Source organism: Streptomyces sp. NPDC042100, assembly GCF_055582325.1.
The window spans coordinates 169,302-184,046 of the sequence record NZ_JBVJDK010000011.1 but is presented as its reverse complement, the minus strand read 5'-3'; the positions used below and the strand labels follow the sequence as shown (position 1 = coordinate 184,046).

Annotated in this window: 15 protein-coding genes; 6 read left to right on the top strand and 9 right to left on the bottom strand. The window is 73.0% G+C overall.

Annotated elements, in window-relative coordinates; genetic code table 11:
• Positions 1–5 precede the first annotated feature (5 nt).
• Complete coding sequence (locus ACZ6J5_RS25035) at positions 6–1,718, top strand: sensor histidine kinase (RefSeq protein WP_469395033.1); 1,713 nt, start codon at positions 6–8, stop codon at positions 1,716–1,718.
• Positions 1,719–1,782: 64 nt separating this feature from the next.
• Here ACZ6J5_RS25035 and ACZ6J5_RS25030 read toward each other — a convergent pair whose 3' ends face one another.
• From ACZ6J5_RS25030 to ACZ6J5_RS25015, 4 genes are all read right to left on the bottom strand, one after another.
• Positions 1,783–2,652: a Cof-type HAD-IIB family hydrolase gene (locus tag ACZ6J5_RS25030; protein ID WP_469395031.1), complete on the bottom strand. Its 870-nt coding sequence runs from the start codon at positions 2,650–2,652 to the stop codon at positions 1,783–1,785.
• Positions 2,653–2,787: 135 nt separating this feature from the next.
• A complete protein-coding gene (locus ACZ6J5_RS25025; RefSeq protein ID WP_469395029.1) occupies positions 2,788–3,471 on the bottom strand; it encodes a hypothetical protein in 684 nt (227 codons plus the stop codon).
• Between the two features lie 95 nt (positions 3,472–3,566).
• Entirely contained in the window at positions 3,567–4,139 is a 573-nt protein-coding gene (locus ACZ6J5_RS25020) for a hypothetical protein (RefSeq protein WP_469395027.1), read from the bottom strand.
• A 275-nt stretch (positions 4,140–4,414) separates the two neighbouring features.
• Positions 4,415–4,960, bottom strand: coding sequence for an RNA polymerase sigma factor (locus ACZ6J5_RS25015; protein WP_469395025.1), 546 nt, complete (start codon positions 4,958–4,960; stop codon positions 4,415–4,417).
• Positions 4,961–5,046: 86 nt separating this feature from the next.
• Here ACZ6J5_RS25015 and ACZ6J5_RS25010 point away from each other — a divergent pair, with 86 nt between their 5' ends.
• Positions 5,047–5,964: a serine/threonine-protein kinase gene (locus tag ACZ6J5_RS25010; protein ID WP_469395023.1), complete on the top strand. Its 918-nt coding sequence runs from the start codon at positions 5,047–5,049 to the stop codon at positions 5,962–5,964.
• Between the two features lie 57 nt (positions 5,965–6,021).
• Positions 6,022–6,912, top strand: coding sequence for an LLM class flavin-dependent oxidoreductase (locus ACZ6J5_RS25005; RefSeq protein WP_469395021.1), 891 nt, complete (start codon positions 6,022–6,024; stop codon positions 6,910–6,912).
• A gap of 21 nt (positions 6,913–6,933) precedes the next feature.
• Here ACZ6J5_RS25005 and ACZ6J5_RS25000 read toward each other — a convergent pair whose 3' ends face one another.
• The 5 genes from ACZ6J5_RS25000 to ACZ6J5_RS24980 all read right to left on the bottom strand — a co-directional run bounded on the left by ACZ6J5_RS25000 (position 6,934) and on the right by ACZ6J5_RS24980 (position 11,713).
• Complete coding sequence (locus ACZ6J5_RS25000; RefSeq protein WP_469395019.1) at positions 6,934–7,386, bottom strand: hypothetical protein; 453 nt, start codon at positions 7,384–7,386, stop codon at positions 6,934–6,936.
• Positions 7,387–7,412: 26 nt separating this feature from the next.
• The gene (locus ACZ6J5_RS24995) at positions 7,413–7,958 is read right to left on the bottom strand and encodes an RNA 2'-phosphotransferase (RefSeq protein WP_469395017.1); all 546 of its coding nucleotides are present in this window, start codon (positions 7,956–7,958) and stop codon (positions 7,413–7,415) included.
• A gap of 89 nt (positions 7,959–8,047) precedes the next feature.
• Positions 8,048–9,007 (bottom strand): MerR family transcriptional regulator, encoded by a 960-nt coding sequence (locus tag ACZ6J5_RS24990; RefSeq protein ID WP_469395015.1) that lies wholly within the window; start codon positions 9,005–9,007, stop codon positions 8,048–8,050.
• Positions 9,008–9,077: 70 nt separating this feature from the next.
• Positions 9,078–10,856 (bottom strand): SDR family oxidoreductase, encoded by a 1,779-nt coding sequence (locus tag ACZ6J5_RS24985; RefSeq protein ID WP_469395013.1) that lies wholly within the window; start codon positions 10,854–10,856, stop codon positions 9,078–9,080.
• Entirely contained in the window at positions 10,853–11,713 is an 861-nt protein-coding gene (locus tag ACZ6J5_RS24980; protein ID WP_469395011.1) for a M24 family metallopeptidase, read from the bottom strand. The genes ACZ6J5_RS24985 and ACZ6J5_RS24980 overlap by 4 nt, the downstream gene beginning before the upstream one ends.
• A gap of 250 nt (positions 11,714–11,963) precedes the next feature.
• Between ACZ6J5_RS24980 and ACZ6J5_RS24975 the strand changes: the two genes are divergently transcribed.
• Genes ACZ6J5_RS24975 through ACZ6J5_RS24965 form a run of 3 tightly spaced genes read left to right on the top strand, consistent with a single transcriptional unit; the run spans position 11,964 to position 14,736 of the window.
• Entirely contained in the window at positions 11,964–12,923 is a 960-nt protein-coding gene (locus ACZ6J5_RS24975; RefSeq protein ID WP_469395230.1) for an ABC transporter ATP-binding protein, read from the top strand.
• Positions 12,920–13,825, top strand: coding sequence for an ABC transporter permease (locus tag ACZ6J5_RS24970; RefSeq protein ID WP_469395010.1), 906 nt, complete (start codon positions 12,920–12,922; stop codon positions 13,823–13,825). Before ACZ6J5_RS24975 ends, ACZ6J5_RS24970 begins: the two co-directional genes overlap by 4 nt.
• Entirely contained in the window at positions 13,822–14,736 is a 915-nt protein-coding gene (locus ACZ6J5_RS24965; RefSeq protein WP_469395008.1) for an ABC transporter ATP-binding protein, read from the top strand. The genes ACZ6J5_RS24970 and ACZ6J5_RS24965 overlap by 4 nt, the downstream gene beginning before the upstream one ends.
• Positions 14,737–14,745: the final 9 nt, after the last annotated feature.

The following is a 14,745-nucleotide window of genomic DNA, read 5'->3' as shown; positions in this document are numbered from 1 at the left end:
ATGCCATGACCGCCGCCGTGCCCGACGCCCCGGACCCGCTCGACGCCGCGACACAGGCCACGCGCAGCCTGCACGGCCTCTCCACGGAGCTGACCGCCCGCGTGCCCCAGCTCCTGGAGGCCATGCGCTCGGTCGGCACCGGCCTCGAACTGCACTCCACGCTCGACCGGATCTGCGAGACCGCCGCCGAGCTCGCCGACGCCCGCTACGCCGCGATCGGCGTCGTCGACGACGAGGGCGAAGGGCTGTCCGACTTCATCACCTACGGCGTCGGCAGCGACGTGGCCCGCCGGATCGGGCGCCGGCCCGACGGGCACGCCGGGCTGCTCGGCGCGCTCATCCAGGACCCGCAGACGATCCGGCTCGCCGATCTGTCGACCGACCCGCGCGCGGCCGGGTTCCCGCCCGGACACCCCCCGATGAAGACCTTCCTCGGCGTCCCGATCCGGGTCCAGGGCGAGATCTTCGGCAATCTCTACCTCGCCGAGAAGAACGGCGGCGGCGAGTTCAACGACTACGACGTCCACATGGTCCGGGTGCTCGCCACCGAGGCGGGGATCGCCATCGGCAACGCGCGCCTGTACGAGGCGGCCCGGCAGCGCGAGCGCTGGATCGACGGTTCGGTCGCCGTCACCACGGCGCTGCTCTCCGGCGGCGACGCCGACGACGCGCTGAGCGTGGTCGCCGAGCAGGCCCGCAGGCTCGCCGACTCGGCCGCGGGGATCGTGCTGCTGCCCGCCGAGGATGGCGGTCTGGAGATCGTCGCGGTCTCCTCGCCGCGCCCCTCGAAGTCGCTCGGGGTGGTGATCCCGCCCGAGAGCGCGGTGGTGGAGACCCTGCTGGAGGGCGAGGCGGTGTTCATCGCCGACGCCTCCACCGACCCCCGGATGCTCGACGAGCTCGCCGCCCAGTACGGGCCCGCGATGATGCTGCCGCTGCAGAGCGGCGGCCGGGTGCTCGGCGCGCTCGCCACCCCGCGGGCCCGGGGCGCCCGGCAGTTCACGGAGACCGAGCGGACCCTGGCCTCGCAGTTCGCCTCGCAGGCGGCCCTGGCGCTGATGATGGCCGAGGCGCAGCGGGACCGGGAGCGGCTCGCGGTCTACGAGGACCGCGACCGGATCGCCCGTGACCTGCACGATCTGGTGATCCAGCGGCTCTTCGCCACCGGGATGATGCTGGAGAGCGCGCAGCGCAGGTCGATCGTGCCGGCCGTGCAGGAGGGCGTCGGCAAGGCGGTGGACGAGCTGGACGTGACCATCCAGGAGATCCGTACCGCGATCTTCGCGCTCCAGCAGGGTCCGGCGGAGGCGCCGTCGGGGCTGCGCACCCGGGTGCTGCGGGAGATCAACATGGCGGCCGTGCCGCTGGGCTTCAAGCCCGCCCACCGTTTCCTCGGCGCGATCGACGCCACGGTCGGCGAGCTCACCGGCAAGAACCTCATCGCCGCGCTGCGCGAGGCCCTGTCGAACGCCTTCCGGCACTCGGGGGCGACCCGGATCGAGGTGGTCGTGGACGCCACCGTGACCCTTCCGGACGGCACCCAGGGGGTCCGGCTGTCGGTGGCGGACGACGGCGTGGGCATCCCCGAGGGCGGGCGGCGCAGCGGCCTGCGCAACCTCGCCCGGCGGGCCGAGTCGCTCGGCGGGGCGAGCTGGTGCGGCCCGGGCCTCGGGGAGGCGGGCGGCGGCACGACGGTGGTGTGGGAGGCGCCGCTCTAAGGGCGGACAGGTCCCAGAACCGGTCGGTCGCCAGGACCGGTCGGTCGCCAGGACCGGTCGGGTGCTAGGACCGGTCGGCCGCCGCCTCGGCGACGAGCTGTTCGATGATCACGGCCACGCCGTCCTCGTTGTTGTCCGAGGTGCGGCCGGAGGCGGCGGCGACCACGTCCGGGTGGGCGTTGCCCATCGCGTACGAGCGGCCGGCCCAGCCGAGCATCTCGATGTCGTTGGGCATGTCGCCGAAGGCCACGACCTCCTGCGGGGTGATGCCCCGCTCGGCGCAGCAGCGGGCGAGGGTGGACGCCTTGGAGACGCCGAGGCCGCTGATCTCGATCAGGGCGGTGGGGCTGGAGCGGGTGATCGAGGCCAGGTCGCCCGCGGCCTCGCGGGCGGTGGCGAGGAAGGCGTCGGGGTCGAGCTCCGGGTGCTGCGCGAGCAGCTTGAGCACGGGCGCGGCGGCCCCGGGGGCCTCCTCGAACAGCAGCTTCTCGGCGGTGGCCACGGTGGCGCCCGGGTCGAGGAAGAACGGCGGGTAGTCGGGCTCGTAGTGGATGCCGGTGGTGAGCTCGACGGCGAAGGTGGTGCCGGGCGCGGCCTCCCGCAGCTCCCGGACGACGTCCAGGGCGACGGGCCGCTCCAGCGGCCTGACCTCCAGGAAGGTGCCGCCCGCGTGGAGGTCGACGACGGCGGCGCCGTTGGCGCAGATCGCGAGGCCGTGGCCGTGGACGTGCTCGCTGACGACGTCCATCCAGCGGGCGGGGCGGCCGGTGACGAAGAAGACCTCGATGCCGGCCCGCTCGGCGGCGGCGAGGGCGGCGACCGTGCGCTCCGAGACGGATTTGTCGTCCCGCAGCAGGGTGCCGTCGAGGTCGGTGGCGATCAGCCGGGGGGCCGGGGACGGGGCATCGGGGCGCGCGAGGTGGGGTGAGGTCACCGATCCATTGTTCCGCAGAAAGTGCACGGGCGTGCGAGGGGGTGCACACCTGAGTGTGACGGAACCTGACCGGGGTGTGACCGCGCCCCCGCTCCGCCCGGCGGTGCGGGCGGAGCGGGGGCGCGGGAGCGCGGGTCAGGAGGAGAGGCGCTTCAGCGCCGCGGCGGCGGTTCCCTGGAAGGAGGCCGGGGCGGCCCGGCCGGTGAGCTCGACGACGGCGACCTTGGTGCCGCTGCGCAGCACCGCGACCCCGCCGCTGACGGCGCCGTCGCCGTTGTAGGACGCGTACCAGCGGGCGGTGCCGCCGGTGGTGGTCAGGGTGTGGGCCGGGCCGTAGTACCAGTGGCCCGCGGGCTCGTCCTGGCAGTCCTGGACGAGCGCGACGAGCTGCTTCTCCCAGGCGGCGGCCGTGGCCCCGGTGGCGGCGCTCGCGGCCGACTCGGTCAGCATGCCGTCCTTGGCGAGGGTCCAGTTCTCGGACGCGTACGCGCCGGCCTTGCCCTTGGTCAGGCCGCGCATCGTCGTCTCGCCCGAGCACGCGGACAGCGCCTGGCCGCCGGCCAGCTCGACGGTCGCGCCGAGGGGCTTCAGGCCCTGCCGGACGAGGTCCTCGCTCTGGAGGAGGCCGGCGGAGCCGAGCGCGGGCGCGGCGGCCGCGGCCGGGCGGGCGACGGCCCCGCCGCGCTGGGCGGCCCCGTCGGCGCTGGCCGACTGGGCGCCGACGACGGTGGCGGTGAGGAGCGCGGCGGCGAAGCAGGCCGCGGCGGCGACGCGGTTGCGGCGGCCGGAGGTGCGCTGGACGGTCTGGTTCTCGTTCATGTGGTCCCCCTGGTGGTCGGGACGCCTGTCGCGTCCTCGTACAACCGGGGGAGATGCCGCCGAGGGGAGGAAAGTTGGAGCGTCCGGCCGCTGTTTCACAGCTGTGACAGAGCGGTCCTGACGACCCGGTCCATCGCGGCCGTCCCCAGGCAGGCATGGACCTCCAGCACTCCGTAGTGGGTGCCGCTGCGCAGCACGGCGATGCCGCCGCAGGGCTCCTTGCCCTCGGGCGCCTTCCCGGTGGTGTTGAGGGAGCCCGGGTAGGAGCCCAGCCAGTGCGCGGTGACGTCGGGGCCGAGCCGCAGGGTCGTGGTCTTCCCGTAGACCCAGTGCCCCGGCACGTCCTCCTGGCAGGGCACCTGTTCGAGCAGCAGGCGCGCGGCGAAGTTCTCCGCCAGGGAGGCGCTCTTGGCCTCGGCGGCGACCTGGCGGGCGACCTGGTCGGCGATGTCCAGGGCCAGCGTGGGATCGCCCGGGTCGGTGCGGGTGCCGGTCGTCAGCCCCCGGAAGTGGGCACCGGGCCCGCCCAGGGTCTCCTCCAGGGTCTTCTCCCCGGTGCAGGCCGCGTTGGCGTAGTGCCCGTCGCCGAAGCGGTCGGTGACGCGGATCCGCCCGGTGACGTCGTCCGGGCCGAAGGCCTCGGGGCCGAGCAGGTTCGCCTTCGTCATCGGCCCGGTCGCACCCTTCACGCCGCTCGGCGAACCGGAGCCGGATGCGGAGCCCGAGGGCGGGGGCGTGGGCGCCGGAGCGGTCGCGCCGGGTGTCGCGGGCGCGGACCCGGAGGCCCCGCCGGCCGACCGCGCCGACGGGGCCGCGTCGGATCCGGAGGGCGCGGGCAGGACGAATCTGCCGGTCACCAGCCCGAGCGCGGCGGCCGCCACCAGGGCGGCGACGGCGGAGCGGGGCCGGACAGCGGCCCTGCCGCCCGTCGCGGGAGCGCCGGTCACGGACCGCCGACCAGGCGCTCGCGCATGAAGCGGCGGGCCTGGTGGATCCGGTCCTTGACCGTGCCCAGCGGGGCGTCGAGCTGCTCGGCCACCTGGACATAGGTCAGGTCGCCCAGGTCGCGGAGCACGAAGGACTCCACCAGGGCGGGGTGCTGCTGTTCCAGCGCGGCCAGCGCCTCCATCAGGTCGAGCCGGCTGCCGGCGATGACGCTGGTGGTGCGGGGGTCGACGGATTCGGGGAGGTCGGCGTGGCTGTCCTCGGAGCGCCGGCACATCGAGCGGTACGTGGACCGGGCGGCGTTCGAGGCGATCACCGTCACCCAGCCCAGGAAGGAGCCGTGGCCGCCGTAGTCGCGCAGGTGCGTGCTGATCGACAGCAGCGCGTCCTGAGCGGCCTCCTCCGCGTCGGCGTGGTGCGGCAGGAAGCGCGAGCAGCGGCGCAGCACCAGCGGCCGCAGCTTGGCCAGCAGGTACTCCATCGCTCCCGGGTCCCCCGCCTGGGCAGCCGCCACGAGCCGTTCCAGCTCGCCTTCCTCGAACACCCGGATCCCCCCGTTCCGTGCCCTCCGGCACCCCTCCGCCGAACGGGAGTTCCCCACTCCCGCCGACTCCGGCAGAATGCTGCCACATGCGCAAGCTCGGTCGTTACCTCCTCCGTGAGCGGCTCGGAGCCGGCTCCTTCGCGACGGTCTGGAAGGCCTACGATCCGGAGCTCGACACCGAGGTCGCGGTGAAGGTGCTGGCCGACAACTGGGCGGCCAACGCCGATGTGCGCGAGCGGTTCCTGGCGGAGGCGCGGCTGCTGCGCCGGATCGCCAGCCCTCGGGTGGTCCGCGTGCACGACGTGGGGGTGCAGGAGGACCGGCCCTTCTTCGTCATGGACTACGTACGCGGCGGCACCCTGGCGGACCGGGTCGGGCGGTGCGATCCGCAGGAGGCGCTGCGGCTGGCCGCCGAGGCGGGCCACGCGGTCCAGGTCCTGCACGAGGCGGGTGTGGTGCACCGCGACGTCAAGCCGTCCAACCTGCTGCTCGCCACCGGTGCCGGGCCCGCCGAGGTGCTGGTGGCGGATCTGGGCAGCGCGAAGCAGCTGGCCGACGCGTCGGGGCTGACGGTGACCACGGGCACGCCCGCGTACATGGCGCCGGAACAGGCCTTCCAGACCGGCGGGTTCGACGGCCGCGCCGATGTGTACGCGCTGGCCGTCGTCGCGTACGAGCTGCTGACCGGGAAGAAGCCGTTCGGCGCGGGCGGGCGGGCCACCGCCCTGATGACCGAGCCGCCGACCGCCTCCGCCTCGACACTGCCGGCGCTCCCGGCCGAGGCGGAGCTCCCGCCGCACGTCGCCCTGCTGCTGCGGGCCGCGATGTCGGTGGAGCCGGCGGACCGGCCGGCGACCGCCCGGGCCTTCGCGGAAGCGCTGCTGGCTCCGGTGCCGCACTCCCAGCCCCCGGCGGGCCCCGGACCGCTGACCCGGCGCACGGTCTGGCTGGCCTCGGGCGGGGTGTTCACGGCGGCGGCGCTGCTGGGCTGGCTGTCGCGCTGAGCGGCCTTGCCGGATCTGTCGGGGCCTGTCGCCGCCGCTTCCCGTAGGGTCGGTGACATGCGTCTGAGTACCGTGATCCTTCCGACCCGTCGTTGGCACGAGGGAGGCCGTGACCAGTGGCTGCGCGCTGAGCAGCTCGGCTTCCACACCGCGTACACCTATGACCACCTGTCCTGGCGGACCTTCCGGGACGGCCCCTGGTTCGGGGCCCTGCCGACGCTGACGGCCGCCGCCGGGGCCACCGAGCGGCTGCGCCTGGGCACGCTCGTCACCTCGCCGAACTTCCGGCACCCGGTGACGCTGGCCAAGGAGCTGATCTCGCTCGACGACATCTCGGGCGGCCGGGTCACGCTGGGCATCGGGGCGGGCGGCAACGGCTTCGACGCGACCGCGCTCGGCCAGGAGGCGTGGACGCCGAAGGAGCGGGCGGACCGCTTCGCCGAGTTCGTGCCGCTGCTGGACCGGCTGCTCACCGAGGACGCGGTGTCCGCGCGGGGCACGTTCTACTCGGCGGAGGAGGCGCGGAACATCCCCGGCTGCGTACAGCGCCCGCGGCTGCCGTTCGCGGTGGCGGCGACCGGCCCGCGGGGGCTGAGGCTGGCCGCGCGGCACGGGCAGGCGTGGGTGACGACGGGGGACCCGAAGCTGTTCGAGGACGGCACCCCGGAGCAGTCCGTGGAGGCGCTGCGCGGGCAGATCGCCAAGCTGGGCAAGGCCTGCGCGGAGATCGGCCGGGAGGCCGGGCCGATGGAGAAGGTGCTGCTCACGGGCTTCACCCCGGACCGCCCGCTGGACTCCTTCGACGCCTTCGTGGACTTCGCGGGGACCCACTTCGCGCTGGGCTTCACCGAGCTGGTGGTGCACATGCCGATCGCGGACTCGGTGTTCGCGGCCGACGAGTCGGTCTTCGAGAAGATCGCCACCGAGGCGCTCGACCAGCTGCGCTGAGAGGCCGTGGGCGGGGCCGGGTCAGCGCACCCGGCCCGACAGCCACGGGGTGAGTCCGGTCATGTGGATGCTCTCCTTGTAGGTCTCGTCGCCGGGGAGCGGGACGACCAGCTGCCAGCCGGACGGGAAGAAACGGCCCTTCACATGGGCCAGACCGCCGTACACGGAGCGCAGGAAGGCGGGGACCGTGTCCCGGGGGACGTCGTCGAAGCCGATGCCCTCGACGGTGATCCGGGCGTCGCCGTCGGCGTGCAGCAGGACGGTGATCAGGGGGCTGCCGCCGAGCTCGACGAAGGCCTCGTGGGGGAGGGAGCCGTCGGGGTCGAGGACGGTGAAGAGGGCGGCGGAGGTGCGCCGGGAGGTCTGGTCGGCGCCGATGTCGTCGGTGACCGTCATCTCCCGGCCGCGCTCCCGGGCGATCTCGTGGATCGCGGCGACGGCCGATTCCGTGGTGGGCAGTTGCGGATACTCCATGACAACGATCATGCCTCAGCGGGCTCTCAGCCCGGAAACCGGAGGAATTCCGGCGGTACGGCGTCGGTGAGCCACACGCCGTTGGCGCTGACGTGGAAGACGTGTCCGGCCCGGTGCATCGCCCCGGCGTCGACGCTCAGCACCACCGGCCGGCCGCGGCGGGCGCCGACCCGGGTGGCCGTCTCGCGGTCCGCTGAGAGGTGCACGTGGTGGCGGGCCATGGGGCGCAGGCCCTCGGTCCGGATGGCGGGCAGCGCGGCGGCGACCGTACCGTGGAAGAGGTACGCGGGCGGTTCGGCGGCCGGCAGGCCGAGGTCCACCGCGACGGTGTGGCCCTGGCTGGCGCGGATGCGGTCGCCCTCGACGGCGAAGCGCTTCTTGTCGTTGGCGGCGACCACGTGGTCGAGCTCGGCACGGGTGATCGGGAAGCCGTGCGCGGCGGCCGCGGCCAGCAGGGCGTCGATCTCGGTCCAGCCCTGCGGGTCGAGGGCGAGTCCGATGCGTTCCGGCTGGTGGCGGAGGTGCTTCGAGAGGTATTTCGACACCTTCACGGTGCGTTTCTCGTCGTTCATGAATTCATTGAAGCCCCGGGTTTGATCCACAGCCAAGTGGGTTTATCCACAGGCTACTTGGCGATTCTGTGGACAACGCATCTTTATCCTCAGGTGGATTGGGTGATTTGGGCGCTATTTGCGGCATTTGAGGTGAGAGTGTCCAATGTGCGTTTCTGTACCTCTCGTTCGGTCGCCGCGGTGATGAAAGCGGACACGTGCGGCGGGCCAACGAGCCGCTGCACGGCCCGGATCGTCTCCGGCGGGAGCGCCACCGAGCGCGGCTCCTCGCCCCTCGGCAGCGGAGTGTCCGCGGCGAGGTGCTGCTGGAGGTGCCGGGTCGCGAACAGACGCATCGCCCGTGCCAGTTCGGCGTCCACGGTCTGCTGGGCGAGCGGGCGCAGCCGCCGCACCAGGGTGGCCGCCTCCGCCGCGTCCGCGTCCGTCGGCGGGCGGTGCTCCAGATAGCGGGCGAAGACGTGCTCGGTCGTGAACTCCAGGAAACGGGACGCTATGTGCTCGACCTGGCCGCGAAGCTCCCGCAGATGCCCGGTGATCGCGCCGAGCGGGACGCCCGCCGCGTACAACTCGGCGGCCACCGCCAGCTCTTGGGGGCTAGGGACCAGGTACTCCTCGGGCTCGCGGCCCGGGACGCGCTCCAGGACGCCCAGCTCGATCGCCTCCCGGACCGCGTCCTCGTCGGGGCGGCCGCCGAAGCGGGCGTCGAGCTCGTCGCGGGAGATCCGGTCGGCCTCCTCGTCCGTCCAGGGGCCGTCGACCTCGGCGACCAGGCCGAGCACCCCGCCGAGACCGCGGCCGGCGTCCCAGGCCTCCAGGAGCTCCTTGATGGAGGCCAGGGTGTAGCCGCGGTCCAGCAGGTCGGCGATCTGCCGCAGCCGTGCCAGATGGGTGTCCCCGTACACGTTCGACCGGCCGCGCCGCTCGGGGCGGGGCAGCAGACCCCGGTCCTGGTAGGCGCGGATGGTCCGGACCGTGGCCCCGCTGTGATGGGCCAGATCCTCGATCCGGTACTCCGGCTGAGCCGACCGCTCCGACACATGCTCCGACACGACCACTCCCACCGACCGCTCTCCTCTGTCTGCGAGGGATGGTACGACCGCCCCGCCCCGACGCCTCCCGCTATGCCGGCGGCTGCCAGCGGGCCAGCGCCCGCAGCAGGCCCGGGGTGAACCGCGAGGCCAGGTGCGCGCCCCGCGCCTCGGGCGTCACCGGGACCACGGCCCGGTCCCGCAGCACCGCGTCCAGGACCGCGTCCGCGACCTTCTCCGGCGGGTAGTTGCGCAGCCCGTAGAGCCGCGAGGCCTTGCGCTGCCGCCGCTTCTCCTCGGCCTCGTCCGTGACGCCGGCGAACCGGGTCGTGGACGTGATGCCGGTGTTGACGATGCCGGGGCAGATCGCCGAGACGCCGATGCCCTGGTCCGCGAGCTCGGCCCGCAGGCACTCGCTGAGCATCAGCACCGCCGCCTTCGACGTGCTGTACGCGGGCAGCGCGCGGGAGGGCTGGAAGGCCGCCGCCGAGGCCGTGTTGACGATGTGGCCGCCTTGGCCGCGCTCGGCCATCTGCGCGCCGAAGACCCGGCAGCCGTGGATGACGCCCCACAGGTTGACGTCGAGGACCCGCTTCCACTCCTCGCTCGTCGTCTCGAAGAAGGAGCCGGTCAGGCCGATGCCCGCGTTGTTCACCAGCACGTCCAGCACGCCGTATTCGCTCGCCACCTTCGCGGCCAGCTTCTCCATCGCGTCCTCGTCGGAGACGTCGGCGGTCTCGCCCCAGGCCGCGGGCGCGCCGATGAGCCGCGCCATCTCGGCCGTACGGGCGGCCCCTTCGGCGTCCCGGTCCACCGCCACGACCCGGGCGCCGGCCTCCGCGAAGGCGAAGGCGGTGGCCCGGCCGATGCCGCCGGCGGCGCCGGTCACCAGGACGAGCTGCCCGCCGAAGCGCTCCGCGTGCTCCGGGCGCACCCCGGCGCGGACCGCCGGCTTCGGCGCCCTGGTCGCCGGGTCCTCGTTCGCCTCGACGAACTCGGAGATCCAGGAGGCCAGCTGGTCGGGGCGGGTACGCGGCACCCAGTGCTTGGCCGGGAGGGTGCGCCGGGTGAGGTCGGGCACCCAGTCGGCCAGGTCGTCGTAGAGCCGCTCGGAGAGGAAGGCGTCGCCGGTCGGGGTGATCAGCTGCACCGGCGCGTGCGCGTAGGCGTCGGGGCGCGGCCGGGCGAGCCTCGGGCGCACGTTGTCCCGGTAGAGCCAGGCGCCGTGCGCCGCGTCGCTCGCCAGGGACGGCGTCGGGTAGTCGCCCGCAGGGACGCGCTCCAGCCGCTCCAGGAGGCGCGGCCAGCGCTTGCCGAGCGGCCCGCGCCAGGCGAGCTCCGGCAGGACGGGGGTGTGCAGCAGGTACACGTACCAGGACTTGGCGCCCTGGCCGAGGAGCTGGCCGACCCGGCGCGGGGTGGGCCGGGTCATCCGGCTCTTGATCCAGTGCCCGAAGTGGTCGAGCGACGGGCCGGACATCGAGGTGAAGGAGGCGATCCGCCCCTCGGTGCGCGGGACCGTCGCGAACTCCCAGGACTGCACCGAGCCCCAGTCGTGCCCGACCAGGTGGACCGGGCGGTCCGGGCTGACCGCGTCGGCGACGGCCAGGAAGTCGTCCGTCAGCTTCTCCAGCGTGAACCCGCCGCGCAGCGGGACCGGAGCCGTCGAGCGGCCGTGGCCCCGGACGTCGTACAGCACCACGTGGAAGCGCTCGGCGAGCCGGACCGCGACCTCCGACCAGACCTCCTTGGAGTCCGGATAGCCGTGCACCAGCAGCACGGTCGGCCGGGACTCGTCGCCCAGCTCGGCCACGCACAGCTCGATCCCGCCCGTGCGGACCCAGCGCTCCCGCGCCCCGTCGGTCGTCACACCGCCACCTCTTCCTCGCTCCAGCGCCGCACGTGCGGCAGGTCGTCGTCCAGCCAGAACGCGCTCTGCTCCGGGTCCCGGGAGTCGGTGACGACCAGGATCTCCTCGAACTTCGCGCCCGTGCCCCGGAATCCGAGGTGCGGCTCGACCGCCCACAGGCCCGGCTGCGGCGGGTGGTCGGAGAAGCGGTACGGCGACCAGAGCGGCGACCAGCCGTCCCGGTGGCCGTGCAGGGCGTCGCTCGCCAGGCCCTTGAGCGCCTGGGTGCCGAAGCCGAAGACGGTCGGCGACCAGCGGCGCTCCCGCACCCGGTCGATCTTGTGGGCGATCACGCCGAAGGGGTAGGCCCGGTGCCGGTTCGCATAGCCCTGGCGGACCATCAGGCGGTCCACGTCCTCGTAGATCTCCCGCAGCGTCCGGCGCTCGCGCACCTCGCGCAGGATCAGCGCGCGGTGCTCCGCGAGGTCGGCGAGGAGCTTGTCGTGCAGCGGATCGAGGCCCAGGCAGCCGGAGTAGCCGATGTCCGCCGTGAAGCCCTTGTGGACCGGGGCCATGTCCAGGATGAACGGCATCCCGGCCTCCAGCCGCCGGTTCGTCGGGAAGAACTGGAGCGGGACCTTGAAGTCCACGAAGGCCGTGCGGTCGCCGAACCAGGCGAACGGGCGGTGGAACCAGTCCCGCACGCCCCGCTCGTACAGCCACTCGCGCTGCATCCGGGCCGCGTCGCGCTCCGTCACGCCCGGCTTGAGCTGTGCCGAGACCGCCTCCGCGCACTCGTACGCGAGGCGCTGCACCTCTCTGAATCCGCGCAGCTCCGCGGTGAGTTCGCGCGTCCCTGCCGTGCCTGCTGAGGCCATGCCACCCGCCCGTCCCGTGTGAGCGCCCGGCGACGCTACGCGTACGTAACTTGACATCGATGAATGTGACAATGCTCGGCGGCTGAGTCAAGGGGTCCGGCACGGCCTGTGGAAAACCGTGGCCGGTACTGTTGGGCAGAGACTTTGGTCCCGGCTCCCCTACGGGCTTGTACATCTTGAGTCGGAGAGGGATCGAGCCGTTGGTCTGACGACCGCTGTGGCGCACGCCACTACCGTCGTATGTGTGACTGTGATCGCGACCGAAAGCCTCAGCAAGCGGTTCCCCCGGGTGACCGCTCTCGACCGGCTCTCCCTGGACATCGGGCCCGGTGTGACCGGACTTGTGGGTGCCAACGGAGCCGGCAAGTCGACGATGATCAAGATTCTTCTTGGTCTGTCCCCGGCCACGGAGGGCCGCGCCGAAGTCCTCGGACTCGACGTCACGACCTCCGGCGCCCAGATCCGTGAGCGCGTCGGCTACATGCCGGAGCACGACTGCCTGCCGCCGGACGTCTCGGCGACCGAGTTCGTCGTGCACATGGCCCGGATGTCCGGCCTGCCCGCCACCGCCGCCCGTGAGCGCACCGCTGACACCCTGCGCCACGTCGGCCTCTACGAGGAGCGCTACCGCCCCATGGGCGGCTACTCGACGGGCATGAAGCAGCGCGTGAAGCTGGCCCAGGCCCTCGTGCACGACCCGAAGCTGGTCCTCCTCGACGAGCCGACCAACGGCCTCGACCCGGTCGGCCGCGACGACATGCTCGGCCTGATCCGCCGGGTCTGGACGGACTTCGGCATCTCGGTCCTGGTCACCTCCCACCTCCTCGGCGAGCTGGAGCGCACCTGCGACCACGTCGTCGTCATCGACGGCGGCCGGCTGCTCCGCTCCAGCTCCACCAGCGACTTCACCCGCACCACCACGACCCTCGCGGTCGAGGTCACCGACTCCGACGCCCACCCCGACGGCACGGAGGCCCTCCGCACCGCCCTGACCGCCGCCGGGGTGACCCTGCGCGAGGGCGTGGAGGACGGCCTGCCGGGCGCCGGGCACATCCTGCTCCTGGAGGCCGCCGGCGAGGAGACGTACGACCTGGTCCGCGACACCGTCGCCGGCCTCGGACTCGGCCTGGTCCGCATGGAGCAGCGCCGCCACCACATCGCCGAGGTCTTCAAGCCGCAGCAGCAGCAGGAGGAGGTGCCGACGCGATGAGCTCCCAGGCCACCGACCACACGGCGAACACGCAGATCCACAACATCGGCTACCGCGGCTACGACGGACCGCGCCTGGGCCGCCCCGCCGCGCGCCGGGCGCTGTTCTCCCAGTCGCTGCGCGGCGCCTACGGACTGGGCCGCAGCGCCAAGTCCAAGGTGCTGCCGATGCTGCTCTTCGCGGTCATGTGCGTGCCCGCGCTGATCATCGTCGCGGTCGCGGTCGTCACCAAGTCCTCGAAGCTGGCGATCGAGTACACCCAGTACGCGATCTTCCTCCAGATGGTGATCGCCATCTTCCTGGCCTCCCAGGCCCCGCAGTCGGTCTCCCGCGACCTGCGCTTCCGCACCGTCCCGCTCTACTTCGCCCGCCCGATCGAGCGCGTGGACTACGTGCTCGCCAAGTACGGGGCGATGGCCTCCGCGATGTTCGTGCTCACCGCCTCCCCGCTGCTGATCCTGTGGATCGGCTCGCTGCTCGCCAAGATGGACTTCGCCGAGCAGACCAAGATGCTCGGCCAGGGGCTCGTCTCCGTGGCGCTGCTCTCGCTGCTCTTCGGCGGCATCGGCCTCGTCATGGCCGCCCTCACCCCGCGCCGGGGCTTCGGCGTCGCCGCCGTCATCGCCGCCCTGGTGATCTCCTACGGGGCGGTCAGCACCCTCCAGGGCATCGCCTACGGCACCGACAACGTCGGCGCGGTCAAGTGGATCGGCCTCTTCTCGCCGCTCACCCTCATCGGCGGTGTGCAGGACGCCTTCCTCGGCGCGCCCACCGCCGCCCCCGGCGGGGAGGCGGCGGCGCCCGGCACGGCGGTCGGCGTGATCTACCTGCTGGTCGTCCTCGCGCTCATCGCCGGTTCGTACGGCGTGCTGATGCGCCGCTACCGAAAGGTCGGACTGTGACCACGCTCACCATCGACCACGCCTCGCGCTGGTTCGGCAACGTCGTGGCGGTCAACGACGTCACCATGACCGTCGGACCCGGGGTCACCGGCCTCCTCGGTCCCAACGGCGCCGGGAAGTCCACGCTGATCAACATGATGGGCGGCTTCCTGCCCCCGTCCACCGGCACCGTCACCCTCGACGGCGAGCCGATCTGGCGCAACGAGTCGGTCTACCGGAAGGTCGGCGTCGTCCCCGAGCGCGAGGCGATGTACGACTTCCTCACCGGCCGCGAGTTCGTCGTCGCCAACGCCGAACTGCACGGCCTCGGCGACGAGGAGGCCGGGCGCGCCCTCGCCACGGTCGAGATGGAGTACGCGCAGGACCGCAAGATCTCCACGTACAGCAAGGGCATGCGGCAGCGCGTGAAGATGGCTTCGGCCCTCGTCCACGAGCCGTCCGTGCTGCTGCTCGACGAGCCCTTCAACGGCATGGACCCGCGCCAGCGGATGCAGCTGATGGACCTGCTGCGCCGCATGGGCGCCGAGGGCCGCACGGTCCTGTTCTCCTCGCACATCCTGGAGGAGGTCGAGCAGCTCGCCTCGCACATCGAGGTGATCGTGGCCGGCCGGCACGCCGCCTCCGGCGACTTCCGGCGCATCCGCCGGCTGATGACGGACCGGCCGCACCGCTACCTCGTCCGCTCCAGCGACGACCGGGCCCTGGCGGCGGCGCTGATCGCCGACCCGTCGACGGCCGGCATCGAGGTCGACCACTCGGCCGAGGGCGGACTGCGCGTCCAGGCCGTCGACTTCGGGCGGTTCACCGAACTGCTGCCGAAGGTGGCCAAGGAGCGGGGCATCCGGCTGCTCACGGTCTCGCCCTCGGACGAATCCCTGGAATCGGTCTTCTCGTATCTCGTAGCGGCCTGAAAGGAGCCC

What these genes read in the sequence shown, in the direction of transcription:
- ACZ6J5_RS25000 (WP_469395019.1), bottom strand. Translation starts at nt 7,386, where the DNA reads ATGGAGTATCCGCAACTGCCCACCACGGAATCGGCCGTCGCCGCGATC.
- ACZ6J5_RS24995 (WP_469395017.1), bottom strand. Translation starts at nt 7,958, where the DNA reads ATGAACGACGAGAAACGCACCGTGAAGGTGTCGAAATACCTCTCGAAG.
- ACZ6J5_RS25035 (WP_469395033.1), top strand. Translation starts at nt 6, where the DNA reads ATGACCGCCGCCGTGCCCGACGCCCCGGACCCGCTCGACGCCGCGACA.
- ACZ6J5_RS25020 (WP_469395027.1), bottom strand. Translation starts at nt 4,139, where the DNA reads ATGACGAAGGCGAACCTGCTCGGCCCCGAGGCCTTCGGCCCGGACGAC.
- ACZ6J5_RS25010 (WP_469395023.1), top strand. Translation starts at nt 5,047, where the DNA reads ATGCGCAAGCTCGGTCGTTACCTCCTCCGTGAGCGGCTCGGAGCCGGC.
- ACZ6J5_RS25005 (WP_469395021.1), top strand. Translation starts at nt 6,022, where the DNA reads ATGCGTCTGAGTACCGTGATCCTTCCGACCCGTCGTTGGCACGAGGGA.
- ACZ6J5_RS24980 (WP_469395011.1), bottom strand. Translation starts at nt 11,713, where the DNA reads ATGGCCTCAGCAGGCACGGCAGGGACGCGCGAACTCACCGCGGAGCTG.
- ACZ6J5_RS25025 (WP_469395029.1), bottom strand. Translation starts at nt 3,471, where the DNA reads ATGAACGAGAACCAGACCGTCCAGCGCACCTCCGGCCGCCGCAACCGC.
- ACZ6J5_RS24970 (WP_469395010.1), top strand. Translation starts at nt 12,920, where the DNA reads ATGAGCTCCCAGGCCACCGACCACACGGCGAACACGCAGATCCACAAC.